This window comes from Microcoleus sp. Z1_B2 (assembly GCF_036700325.1).
In the GTDB taxonomy this organism is placed as follows: domain Bacteria; phylum Cyanobacteriota; class Cyanobacteriia; order Cyanobacteriales; family Microcoleaceae; genus Microcoleus.
Window position 1 is genome coordinate 58450 of sequence record NZ_JAUBOQ010000005.1, and the last position, 26519, is coordinate 84968.

The following is a 26519-nucleotide window of genomic DNA, read 5'->3' on the forward strand; positions in this document are numbered from 1 at the left end:
GTTACTACCTATGAAATGGCTTACTCTCCGTGCTTTACAACTGCCACTGCTGGCGCTGGTACTCACTCTCTCCTACCCTCAAACCAACCTCGCTCAGTCGCCAGCCCCCGCAACAAGTATTAATACTGATTACTATCTAGGTGGTGGAGACAATATTAAAATTGATATCTACGATCTGCCTCAGCTTAGTGGGGAGTATCAAATTCCCGCTGGGGGAGCTATTCAAATCCCCATTATTGGTAGTGTTTCCCTTCAAGGATTAACTTTAGAACAGGCAGCCCAAGTTATCACTAGAGCTTATGGTAAGGTCGTAAAAAGACCTTTAGTTACAATCAGCTTACAAGCTGCCCGCCCGCTTAATATTTGGTTATCGGGTGAAATAAGTCGTCCGGGCTCTTACTTATTACCCCTAGCTAATGGAGGTGGAACTAGACCATCGATTCAGTTTCCCACGCTTCCTCAAGCTTTAGAAAAAGCTGGGGGTATTCGAGCTAGCGCTGATATTCGACGAGTAATTGTGCGGCGTCGGCTTACGGCTAACAAAGAAATAACTATCACTTATAATCTGTGGGATTATTTACAAACTGGTCAGAGCAGCCAAGATATCACGTTGCGAGATGGAGATCAAATCTTGGTTCCCCCTCAAGAAACCATTAATTTAGCAGAAACAAATCAACTTAGTGAATCTAATTTTTCTATACCAGCAGATCAACCCCGTACTGTCTCAGTATTCGGAGAGGTGAAGCGTCCGGGTAGATATGTAGCCATTGGTGGTGATACCCGAAATGGTGAAAGAACCAGCGGACAACCGACCATCATTCGATCTCTACAACTAGCTGGTGGCATAACATCAATCGCTGATATTCGGCAAATCCAACTCCAACGTTATACTAGAAGTGGCCAACAACAAATTAGAACTATTAACCTCTGGCAATATTTGCAAGAACAAGATACCTCTCAAGATACTATACTACAAGAAGGGGATATCATCTTTGTCCCGACAGCGACGGCGATCGACCCCGGAGAAGTTTCTGTTCTAGCTACTGCTAGCTTTGCTCCGGCGACTTTGCAAGTAAGTGTTATCGGAGAAGTCAATGCTCCGGGTGGACTCAAATTACCTCCTAATACTACCTTAAATCAAGCAATTATGAGTGCGGGAGGTTTTCGACCAAATCGCGCTAACTCTAGATATGTGGAACTGATCAGGCTAAATCCTAATGGCACGATATCTCGATCGCAAGTATCAATTAACTTTAATCAAGGAATCGACGCTCAAAGCAACCCACTGATTCAAGATAATGACATAATTATAGTGGCACGATCGAGGACTGCTATATTCGTAGACAACATTAATACTGTTTTCTCACCAGCTAGTAATATTATTGGTGGAATTCTCGTTCCCACCCGACTGATAGAGCTACTCAGACTATTCGGAAATTAGGAATTAAATAAGATTCTTGCTATGGATAAAAAACTGTTGTCTTCCATCAAAAATGACCTTAATGGTCAATATTTGTCTGCTCCCTCCGCTAATTACCTAGCTAGTACCCCAGCAGAGGATGACCAAGTTCTTGATATGAATTGGGTACTAGCTGTCATCAAACGTCGCCTTCTGGTGATGGGCATAGTAGCTGCCAGCATAGCTACTTTAAGCGGTAGTTTCGTGCTCAGGGCTGCCAAAAACTCTATTACTGAGTATGAAGGAAAATTCACAGTTTTAGCAGAACCGATTACGGCTGACGATCGGCTATCAAAACTATTGGTTCAAGCTCAAAATAACAGTTTAGGCATCACAGACTTGAACAAAATTAAATCATCAGCGGAAGACGGTTCCTCGGTGGATTATCAAAGTTTAGCGCGGGTTTTAAAAAGCCCAGAAGTGTTACTACCATTAGTCAATAAATTGCAAACAAAATATCCAAAATTTGACTATAAAAGTCTCAGTAGCCGCTTGACTATCCAACGTATTACTTTCTTGCGAGATGGGAAGCAGGGTGGTACTAAACTCATAGATATTAGCTATCGCGATCGAGATCCAAAGCGCATCCAATATGTGCTGGATGAAACTGCAAAATATTACCTAGAATATATGGATAAAGAGCGTTTGAAAGTTAGCAAACAAAGTATTGATTTTATAGATCGACAACTGCCCCCACTCCAGCAGAGAGTCGATAAATTGCAACAAGAATTACAAATGTTAAGGCTTCAGTATAACTTTAATCAACCCGAAGTACGCAGCCGCAGCCTATCAGATCAGCTCGATAATTTAACTAATCGTCGCCTAGAAGTGCAAGCACAACTGGCAGAAAGTAGGCTTCAATATGAAAGCTACAAAAAAAGAGCGTTAACGGGCGATAATCGTTGGATTGTTGATATTAGCCCCAAATCCTATGAAAATTTAATTAGCAAAGTAAATGAAATAGAGTCGCAATTAGCTTTAAGCTCTACTCAATTTTATGAAAATAGCCTTCCCATTCAATCTTTGCGGGAAAAGCAGCAAAGTTTGCGTGATTTAATCAAAAAAGAAGCTGATATTGTCCTCTTGCAGATGCAATCACAACTAAAACAGTTGGAAGCTCGCGAGCGATTGATAACTAATAGCCAAAATTCACTGCAAGCAAAAATCACTCAAATGCCTCAAGCTCAACTTCGCTATGATGACATACAATTAAAACTAGAACTAGCTAAAGATAATCTCAAACTCTTCCTCGAAAAACAAAAAACTTTACAACTAGATGCTGGTCAAATTGATGGCTCTTGGCAAATTATATCTAAACCACAGTTAATCACAAACGAAAATGGTGATTTTTACCCAGTAACAGAAAAACCAACCCGTCGCCACCTAGCCATTGCGATCGTTATTAGCACTTTACTAGGCATTGCTATAGGTTTCCTAGTAGAAGTTTTAAATACTGTTTTCCATACTCCCGAAGAAATTAAATCAGCAACTAAACGCCCTATTTTGGGAGTCATTCCGATCGCCAAAGCGATGAAAATTAAATCTGGTCGAGGTGAACGTGTTCCAGCTAAATTCACTAGCGTAAGTTCAAATACTAACAGTGCAAGCTTAAAACGAATAATAGTTTCAAATTACAAAGATTTTCCTGTAGTCGAGGCATTTCACTACTTATACACAAATATTCAATTATTAAATGCTGAACACCCAATAAGTTCTTTAACCATCACTTCGACCATTAAAGGTGAGGGTAAGTCCACTGTAGCACTTTATTTAGCTAAAACTGCTTCTGCTGTTGGTAAACGAGTATTATTAGTGGATGCTAATATGCGTGTGCCTCAACTGCACACATATCTTGGCTTATCAAATATGAAAGGTTTAAGTAATGTTTTAAGTTCTGATTTAAGCTTAAATGAGGCTATTCAGCGATTACCCGACGATGACAATCTTTTTGTCCTGACTGCTGGTACTATTCCCTCAGACCCAATTACATTACTTTCTTCGAGAAAGATGCACTATTTAATGGAACAATTTCTAGCGTTATTTGATTTAGTGATTTACGATACGCCACCTTTAATTGGTTTAGCAGACGGCCATTTACTAGCGTCTCAAACTGATGGTACAGTGCTGATAGTAAAAATAGAAAAAACCGATCGCGGGATGGTAAATAAAGCTTTAGATCAACTAAATGTAGCAGATTTTAAAGTCTTGGGAGTAGTAGCTAATGGGGTTAAATAACGAACGCTAAAAATGGAGTTAGATAGGGAAAGGAAGACGTAAGACTATTTGGGATTTTTGATGGGCGAGAGGTATTAACTTACTGGATAGGGGTTTGGAGTTAGCCTATATAGCAATCCTTGCAGGAGTCGTAAATTTTTTACCCCACCCCAACCCTCCCCTTGGTAAGGGGAGGGAGTAAGAAATTCCTAAATGATGCGACGATTGCTATAGTGGGATTCTTTTGGGAAACTGGTATAAGAAGTCGATGTAAAATGCAAAATAAGTAAATCAACTTAATTAAACGTAAAACGATCGCACTCTTACCACCCCGACTTCTTAAAAGTCGGGGTGGTAATTAGATCAAGACTTAAGAAAGAGTCTTTCTAGCACGTTCCGATCGCTCTTCTGCAGTCTCCATAACATCCGCCATCTTATCCACCATTTCCCCTGGGTAATTTTCTAGTACCCGGGTAGAAAGTGAAATTCGGCCACGACTTTCATCGAGGTCAAGCACGATCGCTTTCAGGGGTTGACCGGGAGCAAACACCTTGCCAAGGTTATCAATATATTTTTGGCTGACTTGCTTGATGTGCAGCAAACCGCTAACTCCTTCCAAGTCCACAAACACGCCAAAAGGCTTGATGCTGCTGACTTTTCCTTCCACCAACTGACCAATTTGCAAGTCCTTGAAAGCATTCGATTGAGTGGCCATCCGCTGGGAAAGTACGAGTTTTTCCCGTTCGCGATCGACCTCCAAGAAATTAACGCTCAAAGATTGACCGATCAGCGATTCTAGGTTATCGCGATCGACTAAGTGCGATCGGGGAATAAAGCCGCGCATTCCCTGAACATCTACAGTCACGCCGCCCTTATTTGCGCCAGAAACCCGCACCTGAAGAACTTTACCGGTTTCCTGCAATTCCACTAAATCTTCCCAAGCTTGCTGAATTTGTAACTGCCGCAGAGACAAGGTAACTTGGCCATCGGCATCTTGTTCGCGGATAATCAAAAAGTCCCGTTCCTCGTCCAGCGGAACCACTTCCGACAAATCCGTTACTGTTCTCAAAGCAGCCTCTTCGATCGGCAAAAAAGCCGAAGACTTGCCGCCGATATCAACATACGCGCCGTTTGAGTCGTACTCGAACACTTTGCCGCGCACTACTTGTCCCTTCTGGAATTCGTAATTGTGCTGTTCGAGGGCTTTAGCAAAATCATCCATTGAAAAGGATGGTTTTGCGCTTTGAGAACCTGTAGATTTGGAATTCATGTCAGTTTAGTTGTCAGTTGTCAGTAATTTAGTTGTCTGTTGTCAGTAGAAAAATTTTCCCACCCGGACCATCGGACTATCGGACCATCTCCCCATCTCCCCATCTCCCACTCTCTAAGCTGGTTGAAGTTGCTGTTGACACTCCCCTGCCTGAAGGCGAGGGGATTCTTAAGAACCGCAATCAAGCGTGGATCTTGATTCGTAATGGCTGTGCCAAACAGCCTCTAGACAGTCCGGTAAAACCATTCTGCTTACTTTTTCTGCCAATATTTGCAGCACCATTACAATCAGCGTTAATCAAATGTCCTTCCCAAGTCCGATACAATCCGCGCTTAACACGCTTGCCAGAAAATTGGTAAGTTGCTGGTTTGCCGGCATTGTAGACAGGCAAATCGTCACCATCCAAAGCGCTAGCTTTGCTTGTATACGATTCTTCCTGTTCAAGGTAGAGCAAGCCGTAACGCTCACAAAGCGATTTCAGCTTACCTCTCAAAGTATGAAAAGGAATTTGGACAAAGTTCTGATTGTTGCGACTGCTAATATTGATTTCCTGCTTCTGGCCCAAATTGAACCCGACAATCACGCGCTCAATTTTCTGGGCAATGCAATGGTCAATAATCAGCCTTGCCGTTTTGCTGAGATAGTCCCTAACTTGATTGTTTCGATTGACAAGCAATCTAGCTTGACGCTCAGTTATCCGCTCAATCTTTTGTCTATCTTTGATAGATTGCAATCTGGCATTTTCTTTGTTGAACCACTGGTTAATAGATTTAAGTTTACGACCATCCACAATAAAGGATGCCCCATTGGTGTCAACGCAAGTAGCCAAATTGTCCAATCCCAAATCAATGGAAATAGCGCTATCAACGACTGTTTCAACAGGTTCTGGTTCAACCTGGGAAACAAACTCGACTTCAAAGAATCGAGCATTGTACTTAGAATGTATCCGAACTTCTTTGATAGCTTCAGGATTAAGTCTCTCAGGGAATGGAATAGATACCGCTCCAAACAGCTTCTTGAAAGCATTTGACATCGGTACATTAAACCGTCCGTCCTTAACCACGATCCGAGGAATTATCAATACAAAGTAGCCATCTTTGGGTAAGTAGTGAGGCAATCTCACCTTCGGTTGATAGCGGCCAGATTTAACAGCGCTAATCAAGGCATAGAAACTGTGAAACGTTCTGTCTACTACTTTCAAAGTCTGTTGAGCAATATCCGTGTTTAGCAAACGATAGTTCTCGTTTTCTTTGCACAGATGGTAGGCAGATTCGTAACGCAAGTGTTTGCGCTCCTGAAAGTAGTATTGTCGAACAGTGTAAAGCCCTACATTGTAGAGATTTTTGCTAAGACGACACAACTCTCGCAGTGCCAAAAACTCAGACTTGTTTAGATTGCGGATTTGGTTCTTTTGAGTCAGGTACATCCTATTGGTCTCGCTGCATATTCTATTCTACAGCGAAACCTCTCAACTTTCTGGTTAAATTGCGGTAAAAAGGCAAAGCCGTCCTAGAAGGACGGGGTTTCCACCCATATTTTCTGATGAAATAGCTGCTTCACCTGCCTCCACGAATCGGCTGCTGCCGTAGCGTCGTAACTGCCGCGGTGGTCGCAGAAGAAGCCGTGATCGGCATTGTAGCGGAAAATTTGGTGAGAAATACTGTGTTTTTGCAATTCGGCGGCGATTTGGTCAACTTGTTCTAAGGGAATGCTGGGGTCTTGAGTGCCAAAAAAGGCGTAGAGAGTGCCTTTAATGTCTGCTGTGCGGGCGATCGTGGGGGTGCCGCCGCCGGGGGTTTGGGTGGCGATACCGGCGCCGTAGAACGACGCTGTAGCCTTGATTTCGGGCAAAGTAGCGGCAAGGTAGGCGACGTGCCCTCCAAAGCAGAAACCGATGCAGCCAAAACTTTCTGGTTTGACAGAGGGTAGAGTTTTGAGGTAATCGATGGTGGCTTGGATATCGCCGAGAAGTTCGGAAGCGGTGGTTTTTTCTTTGTATTCTCTGCCGATTTGGATGGCTTCGGGTGTGTAGCCGGTTTCAAAGCCGGGGGCTTGACGCTGGTAGATGGCTGGGGCGATCGCCACATATCCTTCTTTTGCTATTCTTTCAGTAACTTCGCGGATGTGCGAGTTGACGCCAAAGATTTCTTGAATCACGATAACTGCGGGAAATTGCCCTGGGGAGGCTGGCTGGGCTAGGTATGCAGCTATTTGTAAATCCCCGTTAGGAACTGTGATGTTTTCGGTGCTAATTTCGGCTTTTGTCATAAGTAATTTTAAGGTAAATGCCACTCTACTAATTTTAAGTTAATTTGGGGATTTTGTATGCAATTTACCAATAATATTTTTCGGAACCGCGAAGCGTAAAACCGCAAATATGGCAGGTAAAAATTCGCTTATTGTTGAAGGTTTAGGTTTGGCTGAACAAGTTGGGGCAAATCACTCATAGGAATTAATTGGAGATTCAATTTCGGTAAAATATAAGTTTTGGTCTGTGATTTTCTAAAGCCTAGATTTTGATAAGTCTACGACTTGGCAGTTTTTATATGGCTTTTTCGTGAGATTTTAGAGATAAGTGTCTAAGCCGTTAGCTGTTGAATATGAGCTAATTTTTTTTGATAGATCGGAGTTGTTTTTTAATCGCTTTGCTTTCTGGTTGGCGGAATAGTTTGAGGAGATTGATTCCGGCTAGGACTCAAGTCTAAGTTACGATCGCCACGCCGAACAAGGTCATCCAACCAGTTGAGGAGATGGATGGAGGCTAGGACTCAAGTCTAAGTTACGATCGCCATGCCGAACAAAGTCATGCAACCAGTTGAGGAGATTGATTTCGGCTAGGACTCAAGTCTAAGTTACGATCGCCCCGCCGAACAAAGTCATTTACTCGGGGCGAAGCCTATTTCGCAGCCCAAAAAGTCTAAGTTACGATCGCCATGCCGAACAAAGTCATCCAACCAGTTGAGGAGATTGATTCCGGCTAGGACTCAAGTCTAAGTTACGATCGCCACGCCGAACAAGGTCATCCAACCAGTTGAGGAGATGGATGGAGGCTAGGACTCAAATCTAAGTTACGATCGCCATGCCGAACAAAGTCATCTAACCCAAGGAAGACAGTATTTGGTTTTTTCCGCTGTGCGCTTGCTGTCAGGGTAAGATTGAACGCATTGGTGGGCTAGTGCCAGTCGATCGCACAATATTTTTTGCCTAGTTTCCGTGAACCGGTAGGTGTTAAAATAGGGGCATCAAATTTTTCGGCTCAAACTCATGTGCAGCAAGAGTTTGATGCCCCTCGTCTGAAAAAAACATTCACGGAAAATCTGTAAGCTTTACAGGATAAGGTTTTGGAGTGAATATGAAATTTTTGGTATTGACAACCCGAAGGCTGGAATGGTACTTTTGTTTTAGATTCACGGAACTGCACCTTGAAAACCAAATACACCCTGGCTTCTGGAACGGGCGGCCGGAAAAAACCTAAAACCCTATCAGGGATTGAAACAATATTGACCAAGAATATGCTGATGTACCAGTTGTAGAGCCGGAAAAAACCTAAAACCCTATCAGGGATTGAAACCAAGCTGTCGCCGACTTGACAGGGCTGTCCGATTCGTCGCCGGAAAAAACCTAAAACCCTATCAGGGATTGAAACCAATTGAAACTCTAGCCGTTGTTTCTCAAGGTCAGAGCCGGAAAAAACCTAAAACCCTATCAGGGATTGAAACGTACTGCCGACAAATGGTTCATAGCTATCAAGTACGAGCCGGAAAAAACCTAAAACCCTATCAGGGATTGAAACCGGGATGAGTCCAATTGTTGTAGTAAATAATTCCATTTTGCCGGAAAAAACCTAAAACCCTATCAGGGATTGAAACTTCATCCCAAATCAAGCTCCTTTAGCTCCCATTCCGCCGGAAAAAACCTAAAACCCTATCAGGGATTGAAACGAAAGTAATTCCTGAGTTTTGCTGCACTTGAACGATATTCGAGCTCATAGCCGGAAAAAACCTAAAACCCTATCAGGGATTGAAACCTGGCAGAAAATGACCGACTTGACGGGTTTCAGTGCGCCGGAAAAAACCTAAAACCCTATCAGGGATTGAAACCAAGAGCAAATAGCCCGGTTTTATAAGGATTACCCGCCGGAAAAAACCTAAAACCCTATCAGGGATTGAAACTAAGGAGATCCAAGAATTCCGACAACTGCTTAAAGCCGGAAAAAACCTAAAACCCTATCAGGGATTGAAACGAGTATATCCTAAAGCGCTTGCTATGTCTTCATACTTCCGCCGGAAAAAACCTAAAACCCTATCAGGGATTGAAACTCACCAACTCAGTAATACTTTCCAGGTAAGGTGGCGCCGGAAAAAACCTAAAACCCTATCAGGGATTGAAACATCGAATATATACCTTAAAACCAAATGCCAATAATAATGCCGGAAAAAACCTAAAACCCTATCAGGGATTGAAACGAGTGCTTCCCGCAGGATTTGGTAGCTCAAACTGTGCGCCGGAAAAAACCTAAAACCCTATCAGGGATTGAAACTAACAGTGGCGATTTCATTAGGCAGCAAGCTGAAATCTTCTTGCCGGAAAAAACCTAAAACCCTATCAGGGATTGAAACCATTTGGCGCATCAGGCCCGTAACGAGCATCTGGCCGGAAAAAACCTAAAACCCTATCAGGGATTGAAACGAGACAATTAAGGATGAAGGTATCAAGAATTTTGTTGAGCCGGAAAAAACCTAAAACCCTATCAGGGATTGAAACACTGCGAGCTCTCAGCATTACTCCTGCCACAGACCAAGGCCGGAAAAAACCTAAAACCCTATCAGGGATTGAAACACAGCCGCTCTTTATTTCCCACCCACCAACCAATGAGCCGGAAAAAACCTAAAACCCTATCAGGGATTGAAACAAATATGATCTGCTGTTGGAGCGGTCGATCGGATTGGGCCGGAAAAAACCTAAAACCCTATCAGGGATTGAAACAGCCGGCGCGTCATCAGGCCACAAATCAAACTCAAGCCGGAAAAAACCTAAAACCCTATCAGGGATTGAAACACAGATTTGGGCTTCACTGCTGTAACCGATCCGGGCCGGAAAAAACCTAAAACCCTATCAGGGATTGAAACCCTTTGCTCATTTGATTCTAACTATGCCACAATCGCCGGAAAAAACCTAAAACCCTATCAGGGATTGAAACGCGCAATTACCTTCGATCGATTATTAGCAAGGGAAGCCGGAAAAAACCTAAAACCCTATCAGGGATTGAAACAATTGCAATTCAATCAAGAAACTCGCAGCAACCTGCCGGAAAAAACCTAAAACCCTATCAGGGATTGAAACTCTGTCGGCACTTCGTAGTATTCAGCCATCTGTTCGGGCCGGAAAAAACCTAAAACCCTATCAGGGATTGAAACCAAACACCTCCACCATAAGGTTCGTTAGGTAAAGCCGGAAAAAACCTAAAACCCTATCAGGGATTGAAACGGAATTTTGATTAATCATCTTGACACGACAGTAAAAGATACGCCGGAAAAAACCTATTTCCCCATCTAGGGCTTGAAACGCCCAAACTACAAAATTATTGGCTCAAAAATAGACCTCTCCTCTCTCTTTTTATCTCCTCCCATAACCTCAAGCAATCGATCGACTACACGCCTCCAAGTAAAATTTTCAGCCACAAAAGCCGGGCCCGCAATCCTGGCCTTCGCAGCGATTCCAGGCTGTTCGATCGCCCTGCACATCAAATCAATCAAATGTTCCCCCTCTGGAGCTAAGATAAATAACGTTTCCCCGTCACTTACCACACTCATAAATTTACTTTCAATCCGCAGTGCAAAGTCCGATCGCGTAAAATCATCTGTAGCGCCGCCCGCCGTGCAAATAACCGGCAAACCACAAGCAGCAGCTTCCAACACCGGCAGATTAAAACCTTCTGCCAAATAGGGAGAAACATAAGCATCGGCTGCTTGGTAAAACTCAGCTATTTGAGCAAAAGATAGCTGGCTACCAGTATAAATTAATCTCGGTAAAACCCTCGCTCTTTCGGCATCGTTGAGCATAACTCGGCTGGCTTCAGCAATCTCATCTCTCGACGGATAAAGCAGTTCAGAACCTTTTAAAACTAATCTCGCATGGGGGTATTTGTCAACTACCGCAGCGAAGGCTTTTAATAAAGGGCGAATACCTTTGCGATCCGTTTGTCCTCCGATGTTTAAAAATATAAAATAGTTTGACCAGCCGAAACTTTCGCGCAGCGATTGACGCCGATCGCCCGCAGCAGGATAATAAATCTTAGGATCGACTCCCAAAGGTACGACGGCAATGCGATCGGCCTCAACACCGCTGCGAATTAAGCCAGCTTTTGACCAAGCTGAAGGTGTAATAATTTTCGTTTCTGAGTTAACCGCAGTTTCGGCGATCGACTTAACACCCATCCCCTGTAATACTGAACTCGTAATAATCCCCCATTCTGTAGCTGCAAATACCCAAGTTTGAGCGCTGCTGGATGCCGAGAAGTCCCACGGGCAGTATATTCGCAGGGTAACATCCGCTGACTGATTTACCGCAGGGCTCTTAATGCTGCGGAGTAAAGTTTCATTTGGGCGATCGAATAAACTAATTTTCGTCTCCCAAGCTGGGTCAATGTAGGGCATATCGCGGTGAAAAAGCTCAATTTGTCCTCGCGGGCGATTCCCTACGGGATAGCTGCGCCGCGCGTGCATTTCCAGCAGTTGAAATTGATTGGCTACGCAATAGGAATGATAAATAAAACGCCAGCCTTCAACAATAATCTGCAATTCAAAACTCCCGCTTTTGGAATTAAAAATTCACCTAATAATCAGAAATTGGTAATTAGTAATTAGCCAGCATAAATTACCAATTACGAATAATTCAGGAGCCAGAATCCAGAACAGTTTCTGTGGGACAGGATGGAGAATCGAGCTTTAAATCCCGCGATTTTAATCGTGGACACCAAAAAATTCTTTCCGTGACAGTTACCCCTGACTTCAGGCATAGGTATGCTTAATCCAGTCTTCTTTCTTCTGATATCATATCGGATGGATATCGAGCGATTAAAAGGGCGGGTTTTTGAGATTGTCAATTATTGGCAGATATTTTTCGTGAACCCGCCCCTACCTTATTAGGCGTAATCTACTCGACATAATATGACTTCTGACTTCTGACTCCTTCTGCTCAATTACTAATTACCAATTCCTTACTTAATCACTTGCCAATCCATAATCCGCCACTGTCCCTCTTGGCGGATCAAGTCGTAGCGCACCCGCAGGTTTTCATTGCGGGAAGAAACGAGTTGAGAACGATCGAACACTTCGGCTTTTTCCGCGACTTGGGCATCTACTTGGGCGCGATCGGGATTAGTCGGATTTGTGGTAACTCCATTAACTTGCAGCTTGTGTACATAACGCTGGTGCGCGTTGTTACGCTGTTGAGCTTCTGCCATTAATTGCCAGCGAGACAAAGCCGGTTCTGTGAGAACTTGCTTTAATTCTTCGACAGCGTGATTGGGGCCCAAAGCCGCTGCTTTCGCCGATAGCCAGCTTTGAACTATTTGTCCGGCTGATTCCTCAGTGATTGCTCCCGATACTGCGCCTGTGGCGCTCGGTTCTGGGGTTGGGGCCAAGGCAGGGATTTCTATGGGCGGTTCTTCCAGGCGAACGAGGGCTTGCTCTCCTTGGAGGGGGCCCGATAGGGCTTGCATCGCGCTAGCCAACAGACTGAGTATTAACCACAGGAATAACAGGCTCAGGACACCTGCCACTAGAAGCAAAGCCAGCTTGTTTGGAGGCATGGACTTGACTTGGGCGGTAATTTCTGTTGCCTTGGTGCGCGCTCGATCGACAAAATCGCCCTTTAGCCCCTTGCCACTTGCTCCGCTGCGCCCTGAATGTTGGCGTCTGCGATGTTTGGAAGTCGATTCTGCAGGGTGTGGCACTGTAGCTATCGGGAGAGAGACGGGGGCAACAGCGCTAGGCGCGGCCACCGTTGCCGGGGATTTCGCGCCAGAGGCTGCGGTGGAATCCGCGCCCGGTACGGGGGTCAACGTGACCGTACTGGCTCCCTGCTTGGCTGTGGGTGCCGGTGTGGGTATGGCAGCGGGCGATCGGCCTGCTGTCGGTTGCAGTCGCCCTGGAAGCTTGCCGGAGCGGGGCTGCACCACGACCCATTCGTTGGCGGTTTCTGCGTCCTGTGGCAAAGCTTCTAGGTAAGCTTGTACTTTCGGGTCAGCAAAGTAATCTTTCAAGGACACTGACTCGTTGGCCAAGTCGCGGAAGTGGGGAAACACTTCTTCTTGTAGCCAGTGTTCGGCGTACAAGCACAGTCCGGGCAACAAGTCGGGTGAATCTTGGGAATGTTCGCGAATGAAGGCCAGGGGTTCTTTTTCCGAACTCAGTTCCAGGGCTCTGCTGGCTTCTTCTGTCTGGCCCAGCAGCAGGGAACAGACGGCTTTTTCCAGGTGAACGTCTTGGCGGCGACCCAGTTGCATCAGCATCAGCTTGGCCCGACGGATCATCGATGGCTGTCTGGCGGCAAATCCTTGGGCTAACAAGGTGTAGACCGAGAGGTAAGTGGCGACTGCGGAGGGGCGGCCGGCTTCGGCTTCAAATAGCGCCTGCTGCTCGCTGCTGGTTAGGTGTTTACGCATTTGCTGCACGAACCGGAGGAAGTCTTCTATTCCTAAACCCGATCGATCGTCTCCCGAACCGTCGATACCGCCTCGTTCTTGAAGCATTTCTCGCAGGATTTCCAGTCCCTTGCGACGCTCAGCGACTTTTTCTTCGGGAAGTGATAATAGCTCTAAAATGTTGTACGGACGGAGTTTGTATATGTCGGCTTGCATTTCACCCCTCACGCTTGCAAATAGGCTTTCGCGCAGCAGCAATTCTTGACCTGCTTCTAATGATTTTGCGGCATTTTCGTACTGACCTTGCTGCCACTGTTCGCGGCCGAGTTCTAGACAGGCAAGGCTGACGGTTAAAACTATATCTGGCCTCACGAGCTGCGGGTCGCCGAAACGACCTTCTGCGATCGCGATGCTGCCATTGTTAAGATACGGGCGACCCAGCTTCTGTACGAGTTCGTATTCTCCCAGTTCTTGCAGTATGAGCAGGGCTCCTACGAATTGGTTGTCATCGATTTCAATACTTGGAGTGTGGGGGTCGGGAGCAGCCTCTAAAGCCTTGGACTCTGCCGGAACGGTTTCTCCTGCGTCTTGCAGGAAGGTGGCCGGGCCTGCTGAGGTTTTTGACCTCTGGTGCTTGGCTTCCTGTGCCGCTTCCGACTCTCGATCGTAAGTTTTGGCTAAAAAACTGGCATCGTAAGCTTTGCGCCCCTCTGAGTCTGACAGAACGGCGCAGGCTTCATCGAGCAGTTGTTTGCGGGCGACGATCGCAACTTCGGAATACTCCCGGCGCGGAAGCTGTAAAGTTCGATCGCGGTGAGCCTGCTGCAACTGTTCGGCAGTAGCTTGAATCGGTAGACCCAAAATCCGGTAGTAATCTAGTGGAATTAACACTGTCCACTTCCCCAAAGCGCTAGCAACTGAATTAGCCTATCTTAAGTGACATACTCCCGCAAACCAAATCAAAAATTCTGGTGTTGGCTTCCAACCGCCCCCTTCACGGTATGTTGGACTTGCCGTAGAGATACTCTGATTTTTTTCCCTCTAGGGCGTTTTACAGTGAGGAAAATGCCAAGGCCCATTGCCCGTCAGCTAAATGAGTGGTTTGACTCTTGAGCATTTTCGGGTTTGAGAGTAATGGAATTATATCATTCGTGTGCATGGGGTTTAGATGGGAGTTTGTTCTCCGAGTCCCGGCAATCCGCCCCGAGGGCCAAACTCATTTTAACTTTTGAGGGGGTTTGGGGCAGCTCTAAGTCCCACCCTGTACCCGTTGGGTCAGCGTTGGGATACATGGACTCCCCCAAGCAAATTTTATCTGGTCAATCAGGCGTAAAATTTGCAAGCTAGAGGGAATAATTTTATCAGAAATATATATAATTCTAAAGGGATGTGAAAACAATGCAGCATCAAGCCGTCAAAGTTAGGCTATATCCGACAACCCAACAGCAGGGGATACTAGCTCAACACTTTGGCTGTTCCCGCTGGTGGTGGAATTACGCACTAAATATGTGTATTGAAACCTACAAAGCCACGGGTAAAGGCTTGACCCAAGTTGCGTTAAACAAACTCCTGCCAAACCTTAAAAAACAAGAAGAAACACAATGGTTGTCTGAGTGTTACTCTCAGGTTCTGCAAGCTACTACGCTTAACCTGGTAACTGCTTACAAGAACTTTTTTGAGTCTAGGCCAAAATACCCTAGATTCAAATCCAAGAAAAATAGGCAGTCAATCCAGTACCCGCAATCAGTCAAACTGGTTGACGGCTCCCTCAAGTTTCCCGGTCGTGTCGGCCTTGTCAAAGCCAAGTTACATCGACCGATTGAAGGAACCATCAAAACTGTAACAGTCAGTGTTACTCCTTCGGGGAAATACTATGCCTCTGTGCTGACAAAACTCGAAGGAGATAAACCAGTTGCTTGCACCGATGGAAAAGTTGCCGGAGTTGACTTGGGATTGAAAGATTTTGCTGTTGTTAATGATGGCATCAAGACATCCAAGTACCCTAATCCCAAGCATTTAGCAAAACATGAACGCAACCTGAAAAGAAAGCAGCAAAAATTAGCCAGAAAGGAGAAAGGAAGCAAGTCTAGAAATAAAGCCACGAAACTGGTGGCTAGGGTTCACGAACGAATTAGCAATGTCCGCCAAGACTACTTGCATAAGCTGTCAAGAAAGCTTGTTGACGATAACCAAGTCATCGTAGTCGAAAACCTTCACGTTAAGGGCATGGTTCGTAATCACAAACTAGCTCAAGCAATTTCTGATGTAGGTTGGGGAATGTTTGTCAATTTCTTGCATTACAAACTTGACCGCGAAGGTAAAGTGTTAGTAGAGATTGACCGATGGTTCCCTAGCTCGAAACTCTGCTCAAATTGTCACTATCAGGTGAATGAAATGCCATTAGGTGTTAGGGTATGGACTTGCCCTAGTTGTGGTACTCATCACGATAGAGATGGCAACGCTGCAACCAATATCAGAGCAGAAGGAATCAGAATGCTATCGGTCTTGGGAACCAGGACTGCTGCTGATGGAGGGGATGTGAGTCCGAGACTGGGACGCAAGTCCAAGTTGACGCAATCCCCGTAGAAGTCAGAAGCTCACGCTGTACCTTTATGTCAGCGCTGGGTAGTTCACATGTCTAGGAAGCCGATCGTCGGGTATTAATTATTTATGGTTCAGGAACGGACTTTACCAGTTTTTGACGCGCAAAGCGTAACCATTTCTCGGGATGAGGGCTTAATGCTCTACGAGGATATGGTCTTGGGGCGCTACTTTGAGGACAAGTGTGCTGAGATGTACTACCGGGGCAAAATGTTTGGTTTTGTCCACTTGTACAACGGTCAGGAAGCTGTGTCTACTGGCGTGATTCGATCGATGCGCCGGGATGACACTGATTACGTTAGCAGCACCTACCGCGATCACGTTCACGCTTTGAGCGCGGGCGTGCCGGCGCGGGAGGTAATGGCGGAGTTGTTCGGGAAGGAAACGGGTTGCTCGAAGGGCCGCGGCGGTTCGATGCACATGTTTTCGGCAGAACACCGACTGTTGGGAGGTTATGCTTTTGTGGCTGAGGGAATTCCTGTAGCTACGGGTGCGGCTTTTCAATCGAAGTACCGGCGCGAAGCTTTGGGGGATGAGAGTTCCGATGGCGTGACTGCTTGTTTTTTTGGCGATGGTGCTGCAAATAACGGGCAGTTTTTTGAGTGTTTGAATATGGCGGCTTTGTGGAAGTTGCCGATTATTTATGTTGTGGAAAACAACAAATGGGCGATCGGGATGGCCCACGAGCGAGCTACTTCTGACCCGCTAATTTACAAGAAGGCTCATGCTTTTGGCATGGCTGGTTTTGAGGTTGACGGGATGGATGTTTTGGCGGTGCGGGAAGTGGCGAAGGAAGCTGTGGCGCGGGCGCGGGCCGGCGAGGGACCGACTTTGATCGAGGCTTTGACTTATCGCTTTCGCGGGCATTCTTTGGCCGATCCTGATGAGTTGCGTTCTAAGGAAGAGAAGGAATATTGGTTCCCCCGCGATCCGATTAAGAAGTTGGCTGCTGAGTTGATCGATCGAACTTTGGCAACGGCTGAAGAATTGAAAGAGATCGATCGTAAGATTCAAGCAGTAATTGACGATGCAGTGGATTTTGCTGAGAAAAGCGCTGAACCAGATCCTAGCGAATTGTATCGGTTTATCTATGCAGAAGATGAGTAAGCTGTTGTGCATTTAACTTGTATGTTTAGGGCGGGCTCTTAGGCCCAACCCCTACTCCCCACAAGAGTGATAGAAGCCCGTAGGGATACGGCGAAAGCCTTTGTCCCTACTGCACTTCCTAAACCAGAAATACGCTGTAAGACTTACGTACAAACTCTACTTGTAGGGTGTGCATTGCGAACCTTACAACCATCAATTAGGGCTAGAATCAAAGGTAGACTTTCTAGACGAAAAGAGGCGATATGATAAATCTCGATCGCGCTCAAACTCAATCCCGCAAAAATATGGGTGCAGTTCGAGTCAAAGTCAAGCTAACGAATGCCATTGATGCAGAGGTAGTCCAAAGAGGATTGCTCAATCCAAATCTGTTGCGTGTGTACGAAGCAGAAGCACTCATAGATACTGGTACGGTACGCACAGCTATTCCTGTAGAAGTCCGCGAACACCTGGGTTTAAGAATTAGGAGTCAATCGATTTTAGATTTTAGATTTTAGATTTTAGATTTTAGAGGCGACCCCACAGATAAATGCTCTTTATTGAGGATTTTCGATTTTCGATTTTGGATTGATTCCACGGATAAATCACGTGGCGGCTACCACCTTTGAAATTGGTGGTCAGGAAATAGCAAAATATGCTGATAGCCGACAAGAAACAGTGGGTTTTACTGGGCCGATTATCATTGAAATGCAAGGGCGCGAAACGATTGATGCGGTAATGGTTTTAGGCGATATCGTATTCATCGGTCACACTGTGTTAGACACTTTCGATTTGCTAGTAGATTGCAAAAATCCGCGTCTAATTCCCAATCCCGAAAATCCCGAAAGGTTTGTATTGAGAGTTCACTACTATATCCAACTTAAATACCTCCCCGGAGGCTAAGCTGTTCGACCTTTAAAGGAGGATAGTAGGGGGCCCAGCGTCATTCGATTTTAGATTTTAGATTTTAGATTTTGGATTGACTTGCGCGAGATAAATTCGGGGGACGCAAGGATTTGAGATTTTAGATTTTGGATTGATTCCACGGATAAATCCGGGGGCTTGTACCATCAAGAAATTCTTGGTCAATAAGCGTTTCCCATGTATAGTAAGTGTTCGCGAATGGCGCACCTTACCTGGATCGTTAATGGTTTAAATGCTCCACAGCTTAGCGAATTTTGGATAACCTGCTTTTCCCGAACGATATCGACTAAACGCATCTTTCAAGTCAATCAAAGCATTTTGATAAACTCGACTATACAACTGGTTCATCCAAACGAATTTAGGCTGTTTCTTGACGTGGTTGGTGAGAATTTTTTTGACTTCGTTGAGTACCTTGGAGTCAGAAAGCTTCCCATTGCTATACATTTGGGTTCTCCGGCTTAATCCACAATTAAATACTACGTGCCAAAATCCTAGGTGTTTGGCCACCAAGGTTGCTTCATTGTTATTCAATTTTAGCGATAGTTTGACGCCAAATATAGTTAAACTTACTTGGAGCTGCTTACTTGATTCACTATAGAGGAATCCGAACAAGGATCTATACCCTCTACAATATTCTTAACTTTAGCTTTGTATTTCCGCAGTCCGTAGAGGCGGGAAGAAAAACAGTGGATTATCGAAAGCAAGTCTTGAGTCAATTCTTCATGCGGTGAAAGGCTTTCGGCGTTGGCGACGATAATTGTCCCGCCATTCCACTCTAGAATTTGCTCGACAAGTTCAAAACCAAATCGGCACAGGCGATCTTTATGGGCCACGTACAACACCCTAACATCGCCCAGCATCGCCCATTGTAAGATTTGCAGAAATTTGGGACGTTTGAAATTAAGTCCACCCCCAATCTCCTGAATGGAGTCTGTGATAGCAACTCCTTGCGCCAAGCAGAATTGTTCCATAGCTTGTGTCTGACGAAGTAAGTCTTGTTTTTGTCCAGTGGACGAGACGCGACAATATACGATCACCCGATGGGGTGGCGTTTTACCGGTTTTGAGGTTCCGGACTATATTTAGGTGACTTTCTGAATAAACACGCTGGTTACCCAGTGTCCTCTCAGGGATTAACTTGCCTTCCTTTTCCCAGCGCCGTAACGTAGAGCTTGAGACTCCCACTAATTTTGCGAATTCTGCCACTTTCCACATAGAACTTTCTCTCGGCGATTAACTATGGACAAGTTTAGCAAATTATTTGACACTTAAGTCTTGCTCAAATGCGATAGTAACCCCTAATCATAAGGATGGTCGCATCGGGTGAGCGACATCCCCTAAGCTGTGGAGCATTTAAACGAGTAACGAGGCTTAGGATCGGGAATTAAATAACTTACAATTTTAATTGTTATTGTGGGATGGGCTCTTATAGCCCGTCCAAAAAGGACGGGCTATAAGAGCCCATCCCACTTTCAAGAGTGGTAGTTATTTAATTCTCATTCCTTATGTGGTGTTAATCGGTAGGGTGCGGATCTGGTTCATATTTGATAAAGATTGTAGATTGACGGGTGTATCTGCACCTTACTCGCGTCTCTCTTCTTGTGTGTACTACATATACATGGAATATGCTGTATTTCTTTGATCTGCTATTCCTTGATTGAGAGAAGGATAAATTTCCGAGAAGTAGGCGCGAAATAAACACAGTAAAACCGGGAGCATCTCAATGAAAGCAGCTAAGCTAGAAATTGGAGTTTTGAGGCTCTCTTGCTGCGGAGCAGGAGGCAGGAGGAAAGAGTCAGAAGGAAGCAGCCAGAAGAAGTGTTTTTACAAATATGAGATGCTCCCGTAAAACCACGACTGGAAACTCTCAGTTACAAGGTTGTTAAATATTGCTATCCAAGGAACTTTTGCCCAAGAATCTTTCCCGGCTGAAGCTTTTACGCTATATATTTCGGGTAATTCCAATTAAGCACTTATTGATTTCGCCAGTACATTTATGACATATAGCCTTTCTCAGAAAGATGGAGTACGCCAAAACCCTGTGTTATCAAGCTTTTTTAGTGGAATTGTGTACCTCATTTACCCCAGAACCGCTATAATTAGCAAAGTAATGTCCGTTGAAGTTGTCATTACTGAGCAATGGATATTTTCCAGGGATTTTTTCCATGGGATATGTAAGCGCCCGAATCAATAATTAAGGTTGGATATTCAATTTAATTATCCTGCCTCACGAACAGGTTTCAAATATTAACTCTGTTGATAAGCCTTTATGATACCGCAACGGCAGTATAACATTTTATACTATTTGTTATGCAGCAAACAACCACAAGATTAGCCGATCGCCCGATCGCCCCTCCTGTATATCGCAGTAAATACAGTGCCGCCCCCAACCCGCAAATCTCCCTTGCAGAAAGTACCACAAATGTGATACGGTTGAAGCTTGTGTCCAAATAACACCAGTCCATGCCAAAACTCAAAACTCGCAAAGCAGCCGCAAAGCGCTTTAGAGCGACCGGCAGCGGTAAAATTGTGCGCCGCAAAGCTTACAAAAGCCACTTGCTACAGCACAAAAGTTCAGCTCGCAAAAGCCGTCTCTCTAAGCTGGTCGTCATCGACGAGACCAACGACGCTAACGTGCGGTTAATGCTTCCATACTTGTAAAGTTTAACGGAAATTAAAGATGACACGGGTAAAACGCGGTAATGTCGCCAGAGCGCGCCGCAAAAAAATTCTCAAATTAGCCAAGGGTTTCCGAGGCGCACAGTCGAAACAGTTCCGCACAGCTAACCAACGGGTGATGCAGGCCCTGCGTAACGGTTATCGCGATCGCAAAAAACGCAAACGCGATTTCCGCCGCCTGTGGATTGCTCGGATCAATGCTGCATCGCGCCAGCACGGCACGAGCTACAGCAGACTGATCGGCAACATGAAAAAAGCCAACATCGAAATCAACCGCAAAATGCTGGCACAAATGGCGATCGTTGACCCGGCAACATTCGGTAAAGTCGTGGAAATGGCTAATCGAGCCGGAGGCTGAAAGTTAGCTTGATTTTCAGAAGGCAGAAAGCAGAAGTAAGAAAGATTTAACGGTCTGCCAGAGAAGGAAAACTCCTGATAAATTTAGGAGGTTGAGACAAACTTTCCTTCTTTGTTCTTACTTCTGGACTCTTGCTTTTTCAGAAATCGCGATCGGGCCAGTCGATCGCTATTTCGTTGTTTTTTATACAGTTGCAGAAGCAGATATCAGAGATTTCTACTGCCTTAAAATAAATAAAACCTTCCACAGACCTACCTAATTTTAAGAAAAACATGGATAGTAATTTGCTCATTATTTACTTGTCAGTCCTGCTCGCTATACTCGGCAGCACTTCCTGGTTTGTGGTGCGCCAGATTCTCAAAACTCGGAAGCTGGAAATGTCTCTGGAACGCTTAGAAAATAAGCTGACCGTAGAAAAAGGAACAGCGCAGGAATACTACGAATTAGGAAGTATCTATCTAGATAAGAAGCTTTACTCCCAGGCGATCGTACTGTTTCAAAAAGCCCTGAAAGCCAAAGACTTAGAAGGCGAAGAAAATCAAGCTGTTATCTACAACGCCCTCGGTTTTGCACACTTTGGCCAAGAACAGTACGACATCGCCATCCGCAACTACAAAGAAGCCCTGAAGTTGCAGCCAGAATACGTTACATCTCTCAATAATCTGGGTCACGCCTACGAGCGCAAAAAATTAACAGCTCAAGCCTTGGAAATCTACGAACAAGCTCTCGCCTGCGAGCCAGACAATACCACGGCCAAACAGCGAGTAGAGTCCCTCCGGAAGCGTTTGGTAATCTATAATTGAGCGCCCATGTTAGGAGCAATAGAGATCCCGCAAACCTGGTTTCATTCAGAAACCGGGTTTTTTCTTCACATAGTCCAAGATACTAAACTATCCAATACATTAATGCGTTAGTTTTTAAGAACAGGAATTGCAAGTGAAGCTCGATCGCACACCGTCTCAGCACTTTAAATTACTGTCAAGATAAAAGCAGTACCTGCAACGCCGGTCAGTCCTAAACAATAGAAGGAGGAGAACGTAGTGACATCAATTCTCGTTGTCGAAGATTCGTGGTTGACTCGCAGGGTAATCTGCAAAATCCTGCGAGCAGAAGGATACGAGACTTGGGAAGCATCCAGCGGCCCAGAAGCTCTAGAACTGCTCGGCACTAAAACCCCAAACTGTATGCTCTTGGATTTGCTGATGCCGGAAATGGAAGGTAGGGAAGTCCTGCAAGCCATGCGCGATCGAGGATATAAAATTCCAGTGATCGTCATTACCGCAGACATCCAAGCCAGCACACGCTCCGAGTGCATGGAACTCGGAGCCCTAGCAGTCATTCACAAAATGCCCAACTCAGACGAACTAATCGGGTGGATCAAAAAAGCTCTCAGTGTCAGCGAGGAGAACACCCAATGAAATTAAGCACTCGACAGCTCGATGCTTTGCAGGAACTCGTCAACATCGGGATCGGTCAAGCCGCAGGGGTTTTGAACGACATGATCGACTCCCCGATTCGCTTGCAAATTCCCTACCTTCAGATTCTGACTCCCATCGACGTGGCAGAAGAGTTAGAGCAACACCTCAACGGCGAGCAAATCGCCGCTGTCCAGCTCAAATTCACAGGCTCCTTTGGAGGCATTGCCCAGCTAGTCTTTCCCACAAACAGCGCTGCCCTGCTGGTGACAATGCTGACAGGGGAAGAAGCTGGAACTCAGGATCTCGATTCAGTCAAAATTGGTACGCTGAGTGAAGTGGGAAATATTGTAATTAATGGGGTCATGGGTGCAATCAGCAACGTACTTCAGCAGCGCCTGAACTATTCAATTCCCACTTATAGCGAAGGGACGATTGCTAGTTTGCTGATATCTGGCGGTTTAGCTACTGATACAGTTGTTTTATTAGCCCAGACCAGTTTCATGATTGAAAGGCTTCACATTGAAGGAGATATCATTCTTATTTTCAATGTTAATTCCTTTGACACCTTGTTGACTGCTATCAATCAACTTGCCGGGGGTCTATGATTGAGGAGAGCAAAAGTATTAAGGAAAAGTTTGGGGTTCTCGACAGCGTACCAGTCGGCGCCTGCTTGCTGCAAGAGGATTTTGTGGTGCTGTTTTGGAACACTTGTCTCGAAGAGTGGACTAAAATTTCCCGCAGCCAAATATTGGGAACAAAGATCACAACCCATTTTCCTCACCTGAGTCAGTTAAAGTACGCCACTCGCTTCAAGCAAATCTTTGCAGGAGGCCCGCCAACAATTTTTTCTTCTCAAATTCACAAACACCTGATTCCGGCAACTTGGCAAGACGGCCAGCAGCGAATTCAGCAAACTACTGTGACTGCTGTGCCGGCCGTAGAGGCTGGCATTGAAGAACAGGAGATTAGAGACTGGGTTCTCCATACTCTTGAGTTGGAATCAGACGGTACTGTCGGCTCCCGATCGTCAAGAAGTGCTTTTGTGTCTAGGGAATCTCCACCCTCAGTTTCGTCATCAATATGGCCGGGGGTCAATGCCCCATCGTTCTACGCGCTGCTGGTGATTCAAGACGTGACCGACCTCACCCATCGCATCCAAGCTTACCGCACAATGCGGGATCAAGCTGTGGAAGAAGTGCAAGTGCGTCAGCGGGTGGAGGAAGAATTGCGATCGAGCCAGCATTTCATCCAGCAGATTGCTGACGCGGCGCCTTATTTGCTCTACATCTACGATTTGACTCAACAGCGCAATGTCTACGTCAACGGTCAAGCTTCTAAATTGCTGGGCTACACTCCCAAAGAAATTTTACAGATGCAAACTGCTTTGTACTCGAGTTTGGTGTACCCAGAAGATTTGCCGAGGCTCAAGGCCCACCAGCAAAAATTTCCCTCGACCCAAGACGGGCATATTTTAGAGTTGGAATATCGCCTCAAACATCGATCGGGCGAATGGCGCTGGTTTCGCTGTCGCGACCAAGTGTTCGCCCGCACAGCCGACGGCTGCCCCAAACAAATTTTCGGCACTGCTCAAGATATCACCGAGTACAAGCGGGCAGAAGAGGCGCTGCGGCAGCAGAACGAACGAGAACTGCTGATGGCGACGATTACTCAGCACATCCGCCAGTCTCTGGATTTGGGGGAAGTGCTCAGCACGACAGTGACCGAAGTGCGTCAGTTCCTTCAGGCAGATCGAGTGATGATCGTCCGCTTCAACCCCTGTACCGGCAGTCTGTGCGCGGGCCCGGCGACGGGGGCGGTGACAGTGGAATCTGTAGCTCCCAACTGCCAGCCCATGTTGGGGGAAACCCTGGAAAATTTCTGTTTTGACCAGTTCTATCTCGAAGCATACCAACATCGAGCGATCCGACCGATCGCCGATATCTTGGCCGCGGATTTGCCGCAATATCAAATTGACTTGCTCGCACAATTTGCGGTGAGAGCTTATTTGGTTGTGCCTTTAGTGCAAGGAGACGAGTTGTGGGGGCTGCTGATGGCCCACCAGTGCAGTCCCCGGCAGTGGATGCAGTTGGAAGTAGAGTTGCTGTCTTCTCTGGCCACCCAGTTGGCGATCGCGATCAAGCAAGCAGAACTATACCAGCAGTTGCAAGCGGCCAACCTCAAGTTAGAGCGCTTGGCAACTTTAGACGAACTCACGCAGCTAGCCAACCGCCGCCGTTTCGATCAGTATTTAGAAATGGAGTGGCACAGACAAGCCAGGGAACAAACGCCTCTGTCCCTGATTCTCTGCGATATTGATTCTTTTAAAAGCTACAACGATACCTACGGGCATCAAGGCGGAGACGAATGTTTGCGACAAGTCGCCGCGGCGATCGCCGATGCAGTCAATCGGCCAGCAGATTTAGTAGCTCGCTACGGAGGCGAAGAATTTGCCGTTATTTTGCCCAATACCGCGATTCAAGGCGCGGTGTTGGTAGCCGAACACATACAGCTCAAAATCGCAGCTTTGGAGCTGCCTCACGCTGGTTCTCAGGTGAGCCCCTACGTCACTCTCAGCCTGGGCGTAGCGAGTATTGTTCCTGGATCTGAATCGGGAGCCGAAATTCTGATTGCTGCAGCCGACCAAGCGCTGTATCAAGCTAAACGACTTGGGCGCGATCGTATCCAACTTTACCAGCCCGATCCTGCTGGCAAGCCGAATGGCACAGGCACTTCGATACTGCCTGTAGATTTTTCTCTACCTAACACTAATTTACCCTCTCCCACTAGCGCTTGACGAATTGCCATATTTGTGGATTCCGAGTAGTTATGCCACTCCGCAAAAAAAATGCCACTGTAAGCCCGCGATCCAAACCCTGATCTCCCTCTGCTGTAACTTATCACCACAACTCCAGCACAACCAACTTTCTTTCTGAGCTCCGTTACATCAGAAGAAAGCGAATCCGTTGCCGAACTTCCTTCTTCAACATCTGCTATATCCTTGAGGGTTGCAGGTTCGGGATGCTAAAGAAAGGTTTTGCACAAGTTGCCAAGTATCTCGATCTTCAAATAACAGCCATTCTGCACCTTCGCAGTATAATTTGGCTAAATCGACGCTACCACCAATTCGCTCGATCGCCCTACGAAATTATATCCTTGGTATTTCGCCGCTTTCGCTAACTGTCGATCGGGTTTTTGCCGAAACTTCCCGAATGTCGAGGACTACTTTACCATCTCGACATCCTACTGCTTCCATAAAATATGTAAATTTTGCGATTTGAGATTGATGTTTGAGATAATTTTCTAGGTATGGAGTAGCTTCGTAGGCGTGAATTACGGCTTGGGGAAATCTGTTCCTCGCAGCAATCGGAAATAAGCCGACATTGGCTCCAATATCAATAATTGTCGTCAGCAATTCAGATAATTTCTCGACTCCGTAGCAGTCGTCTAAAAGCACTTCTATAAATTCTCCGTCCATGCCTTTCTCTGAAGGCACGTTTACTTGATGCAGTTTTCCTTGCACAATTAATTGTTCGGGTAATTGAAAGTTAGCAACTCTGTTAAATTTAATCCCTAAATTTTTTGCTCTAATTTGGCCCTGCACGAGTTGCTGAAGTTTATGGACAAGCATAGGGAGAGATGGAGATTTGTTTTCATTTTTTTAACATAACGTTCGATGATGGAAAAGCCTCTAAGGATCGCGAATTAAATAACTTACAATTTTAATTGTTATTGTGGGACGGGCGGGACGCCCATCCCACACACTTGTGGAAGTTATTTAATTCTCATTCCTAAGTAATAAGCTGTTCGGCATTTAAAGGGCTTGCGTAAGGTGCGTCAGCATCTAAGGTTTTCCGTTTCAGCGTAAGG

22 protein-coding genes and 1 CRISPR repeat array are annotated in these 26519 nt (G+C 45.8%); of the genes, 13 read left to right on the plus strand and 9 right to left on the minus strand.

Features of this window, described 5'->3' with window-relative positions; all coding sequences use genetic code 11:
* Window positions 1-10: 10 nt before the first annotated feature.
* Together QT984_RS04110 and QT984_RS04115 are read left to right on the plus strand one after the other, a co-directional pair.
* The gene (locus QT984_RS04110) at window positions 11-1441 is read left to right on the plus strand and encodes an SLBB domain-containing protein (RefSeq protein ID WP_333053699.1); all 1431 of its coding nucleotides are present in this window, start codon (window positions 11-13) and stop codon (window positions 1439-1441) included.
* Window positions 1442-1462: 21 nt separating this feature from the next.
* Entirely contained in the window at window positions 1463-3694 is a 2232-nt protein-coding gene (locus QT984_RS04115; protein ID WP_333373289.1) for a polysaccharide biosynthesis tyrosine autokinase, read from the plus strand.
* A 349-nt stretch (window positions 3695-4043) separates the two neighbouring features.
* Here QT984_RS04115 and QT984_RS04120 read toward each other — a convergent pair whose 3' ends face one another.
* From QT984_RS04120 to QT984_RS04140, 5 genes are all read right to left on the minus strand, one after another.
* Window positions 4044-4943, minus strand: a complete 900-nt coding sequence (locus QT984_RS04120) for a S1 RNA-binding domain-containing protein (RefSeq protein WP_333053701.1) — start codon at window positions 4941-4943, stop codon at window positions 4044-4046.
* Window positions 4944-5124: 181 nt separating this feature from the next.
* Window positions 5125-6369 (minus strand): transposase, encoded by a 1245-nt coding sequence (locus tag QT984_RS04125; protein WP_333053702.1) that lies wholly within the window; start codon window positions 6367-6369, stop codon window positions 5125-5127.
* A gap of 83 nt (window positions 6370-6452) precedes the next feature.
* Window positions 6453-7211 (minus strand): dienelactone hydrolase family protein, encoded by a 759-nt coding sequence (locus QT984_RS04130; protein ID WP_333312626.1) that lies wholly within the window; start codon window positions 7209-7211, stop codon window positions 6453-6455.
* Between the two features lie 1191 nt (window positions 7212-8402).
* A CRISPR array of direct repeats spans window positions 8403-10430; the repeat unit is 37 nt; unit sequence GCCGGAAAAAACCTAAAACCCTATCAGGGATTGAAAC.
* 86 nt (window positions 10431-10516) lie between these two features.
* Window positions 10517-11743, minus strand: coding sequence for a glycosyltransferase family 4 protein (locus tag QT984_RS04135; protein WP_333373292.1), 1227 nt, complete (start codon window positions 11741-11743; stop codon window positions 10517-10519).
* 419 nt (window positions 11744-12162) lie between these two features.
* Entirely contained in the window at window positions 12163-14481 is a 2319-nt protein-coding gene (locus QT984_RS04140; RefSeq protein ID WP_333208181.1) for an IMS domain-containing protein, read from the minus strand.
* Window positions 14482-14988: 507 nt separating this feature from the next.
* On the opposite strand from QT984_RS04140, the gene QT984_RS04145 reads away from it, so the two are divergent.
* The 4 genes from QT984_RS04145 (at window position 14989) to QT984_RS04160 (ending at window position 18177) form a co-directional block, all read left to right on the plus strand.
* Window positions 14989-16176, plus strand: coding sequence for an RNA-guided endonuclease TnpB family protein (locus tag QT984_RS04145; RefSeq protein WP_333053707.1), 1188 nt, complete (start codon window positions 14989-14991; stop codon window positions 16174-16176).
* An 84-nt stretch (window positions 16177-16260) separates the two neighbouring features.
* Complete coding sequence (gene pdhA, locus QT984_RS04150; RefSeq protein ID WP_333053708.1) at window positions 16261-17298, plus strand: pyruvate dehydrogenase (acetyl-transferring) E1 component subunit alpha; 1038 nt, start codon at window positions 16261-16263, stop codon at window positions 17296-17298.
* 242 nt (window positions 17299-17540) lie between these two features.
* Window positions 17541-17792, plus strand: coding sequence for a hypothetical protein (locus QT984_RS04155; protein WP_333053709.1), 252 nt, complete (start codon window positions 17541-17543; stop codon window positions 17790-17792).
* 91 nt (window positions 17793-17883) lie between these two features.
* Window positions 17884-18177 (plus strand): hypothetical protein, encoded by a 294-nt coding sequence (locus QT984_RS04160; RefSeq protein ID WP_333231758.1) that lies wholly within the window; start codon window positions 17884-17886, stop codon window positions 18175-18177.
* Between the two features lie 249 nt (window positions 18178-18426).
* Here the strand turns inward: QT984_RS04160 and QT984_RS04165 are convergent, their stop codons facing one another.
* The 3 genes from QT984_RS04165 to QT984_RS29745 form a co-directional block, all read right to left on the minus strand.
* Window positions 18427-18642 (minus strand): hypothetical protein, encoded by a 216-nt coding sequence (locus QT984_RS04165; RefSeq protein WP_333053711.1) that lies wholly within the window; start codon window positions 18640-18642, stop codon window positions 18427-18429.
* 122 nt (window positions 18643-18764) lie between these two features.
* A complete protein-coding gene (locus QT984_RS04170; protein WP_333053712.1) occupies window positions 18765-19412 on the minus strand; it encodes an IS607 family transposase in 648 nt (215 codons plus the stop codon).
* 609 nt (window positions 19413-20021) lie between these two features.
* A complete protein-coding gene (locus QT984_RS29745) occupies window positions 20022-20162 on the minus strand; it encodes an MrcB family domain-containing protein (RefSeq protein ID WP_445243015.1) in 141 nt (46 codons plus the stop codon).
* A gap of 345 nt (window positions 20163-20507) precedes the next feature.
* Here QT984_RS29745 and QT984_RS04175 point away from each other — a divergent pair, with 345 nt between their 5' ends.
* From QT984_RS04175 to QT984_RS04205, 7 genes are all read left to right on the plus strand, one after another.
* Complete coding sequence (locus QT984_RS04175) at window positions 20508-20651, plus strand: hypothetical protein (protein WP_333272014.1); 144 nt, start codon at window positions 20508-20510, stop codon at window positions 20649-20651.
* Window positions 20652-20660: 9 nt separating this feature from the next.
* Window positions 20661-20858 (plus strand): 50S ribosomal protein L35, encoded by a 198-nt coding sequence (rpmI, locus tag QT984_RS04180; RefSeq protein ID WP_006634164.1) that lies wholly within the window; start codon window positions 20661-20663, stop codon window positions 20856-20858.
* A 19-nt stretch (window positions 20859-20877) separates the two neighbouring features.
* Window positions 20878-21234 carry a 50S ribosomal protein L20 gene (gene rplT / locus QT984_RS04185; RefSeq protein WP_333053713.1) on the plus strand — a complete coding sequence of 119 codons (357 nt, stop codon included), beginning with the start codon at window positions 20878-20880 and terminating at the stop codon, window positions 21232-21234.
* A 272-nt stretch (window positions 21235-21506) separates the two neighbouring features.
* Entirely contained in the window at window positions 21507-22037 is a 531-nt protein-coding gene (locus QT984_RS04190; protein WP_333231755.1) for a tetratricopeptide repeat protein, read from the plus strand.
* A 237-nt stretch (window positions 22038-22274) separates the two neighbouring features.
* Window positions 22275-22652: a response regulator gene (locus QT984_RS04195; protein ID WP_333053715.1), complete on the plus strand. Its 378-nt coding sequence runs from the start codon at window positions 22275-22277 to the stop codon at window positions 22650-22652.
* Window positions 22649-23257 carry a chemotaxis protein CheC gene (locus tag QT984_RS04200; protein ID WP_333053716.1) on the plus strand — a complete coding sequence of 203 codons (609 nt, stop codon included), beginning with the start codon at window positions 22649-22651 and terminating at the stop codon, window positions 23255-23257. The genes QT984_RS04195 and QT984_RS04200 overlap by 4 nt, the downstream gene beginning before the upstream one ends.
* Complete coding sequence (locus tag QT984_RS04205; RefSeq protein WP_333272019.1) at window positions 23254-25446, plus strand: diguanylate cyclase domain-containing protein; 2193 nt, start codon at window positions 23254-23256, stop codon at window positions 25444-25446. The genes QT984_RS04200 and QT984_RS04205 overlap by 4 nt, the downstream gene beginning before the upstream one ends.
* Window positions 25447-25797: 351 nt before the next feature.
* On the opposite strand, the gene QT984_RS04210 is transcribed toward QT984_RS04205, so the two are convergent.
* Entirely contained in the window at window positions 25798-26280 is a 483-nt protein-coding gene (locus QT984_RS04210; protein WP_333053718.1) for a hypothetical protein, read from the minus strand.
* Window positions 26281-26519 lie beyond the last annotated feature (239 nt).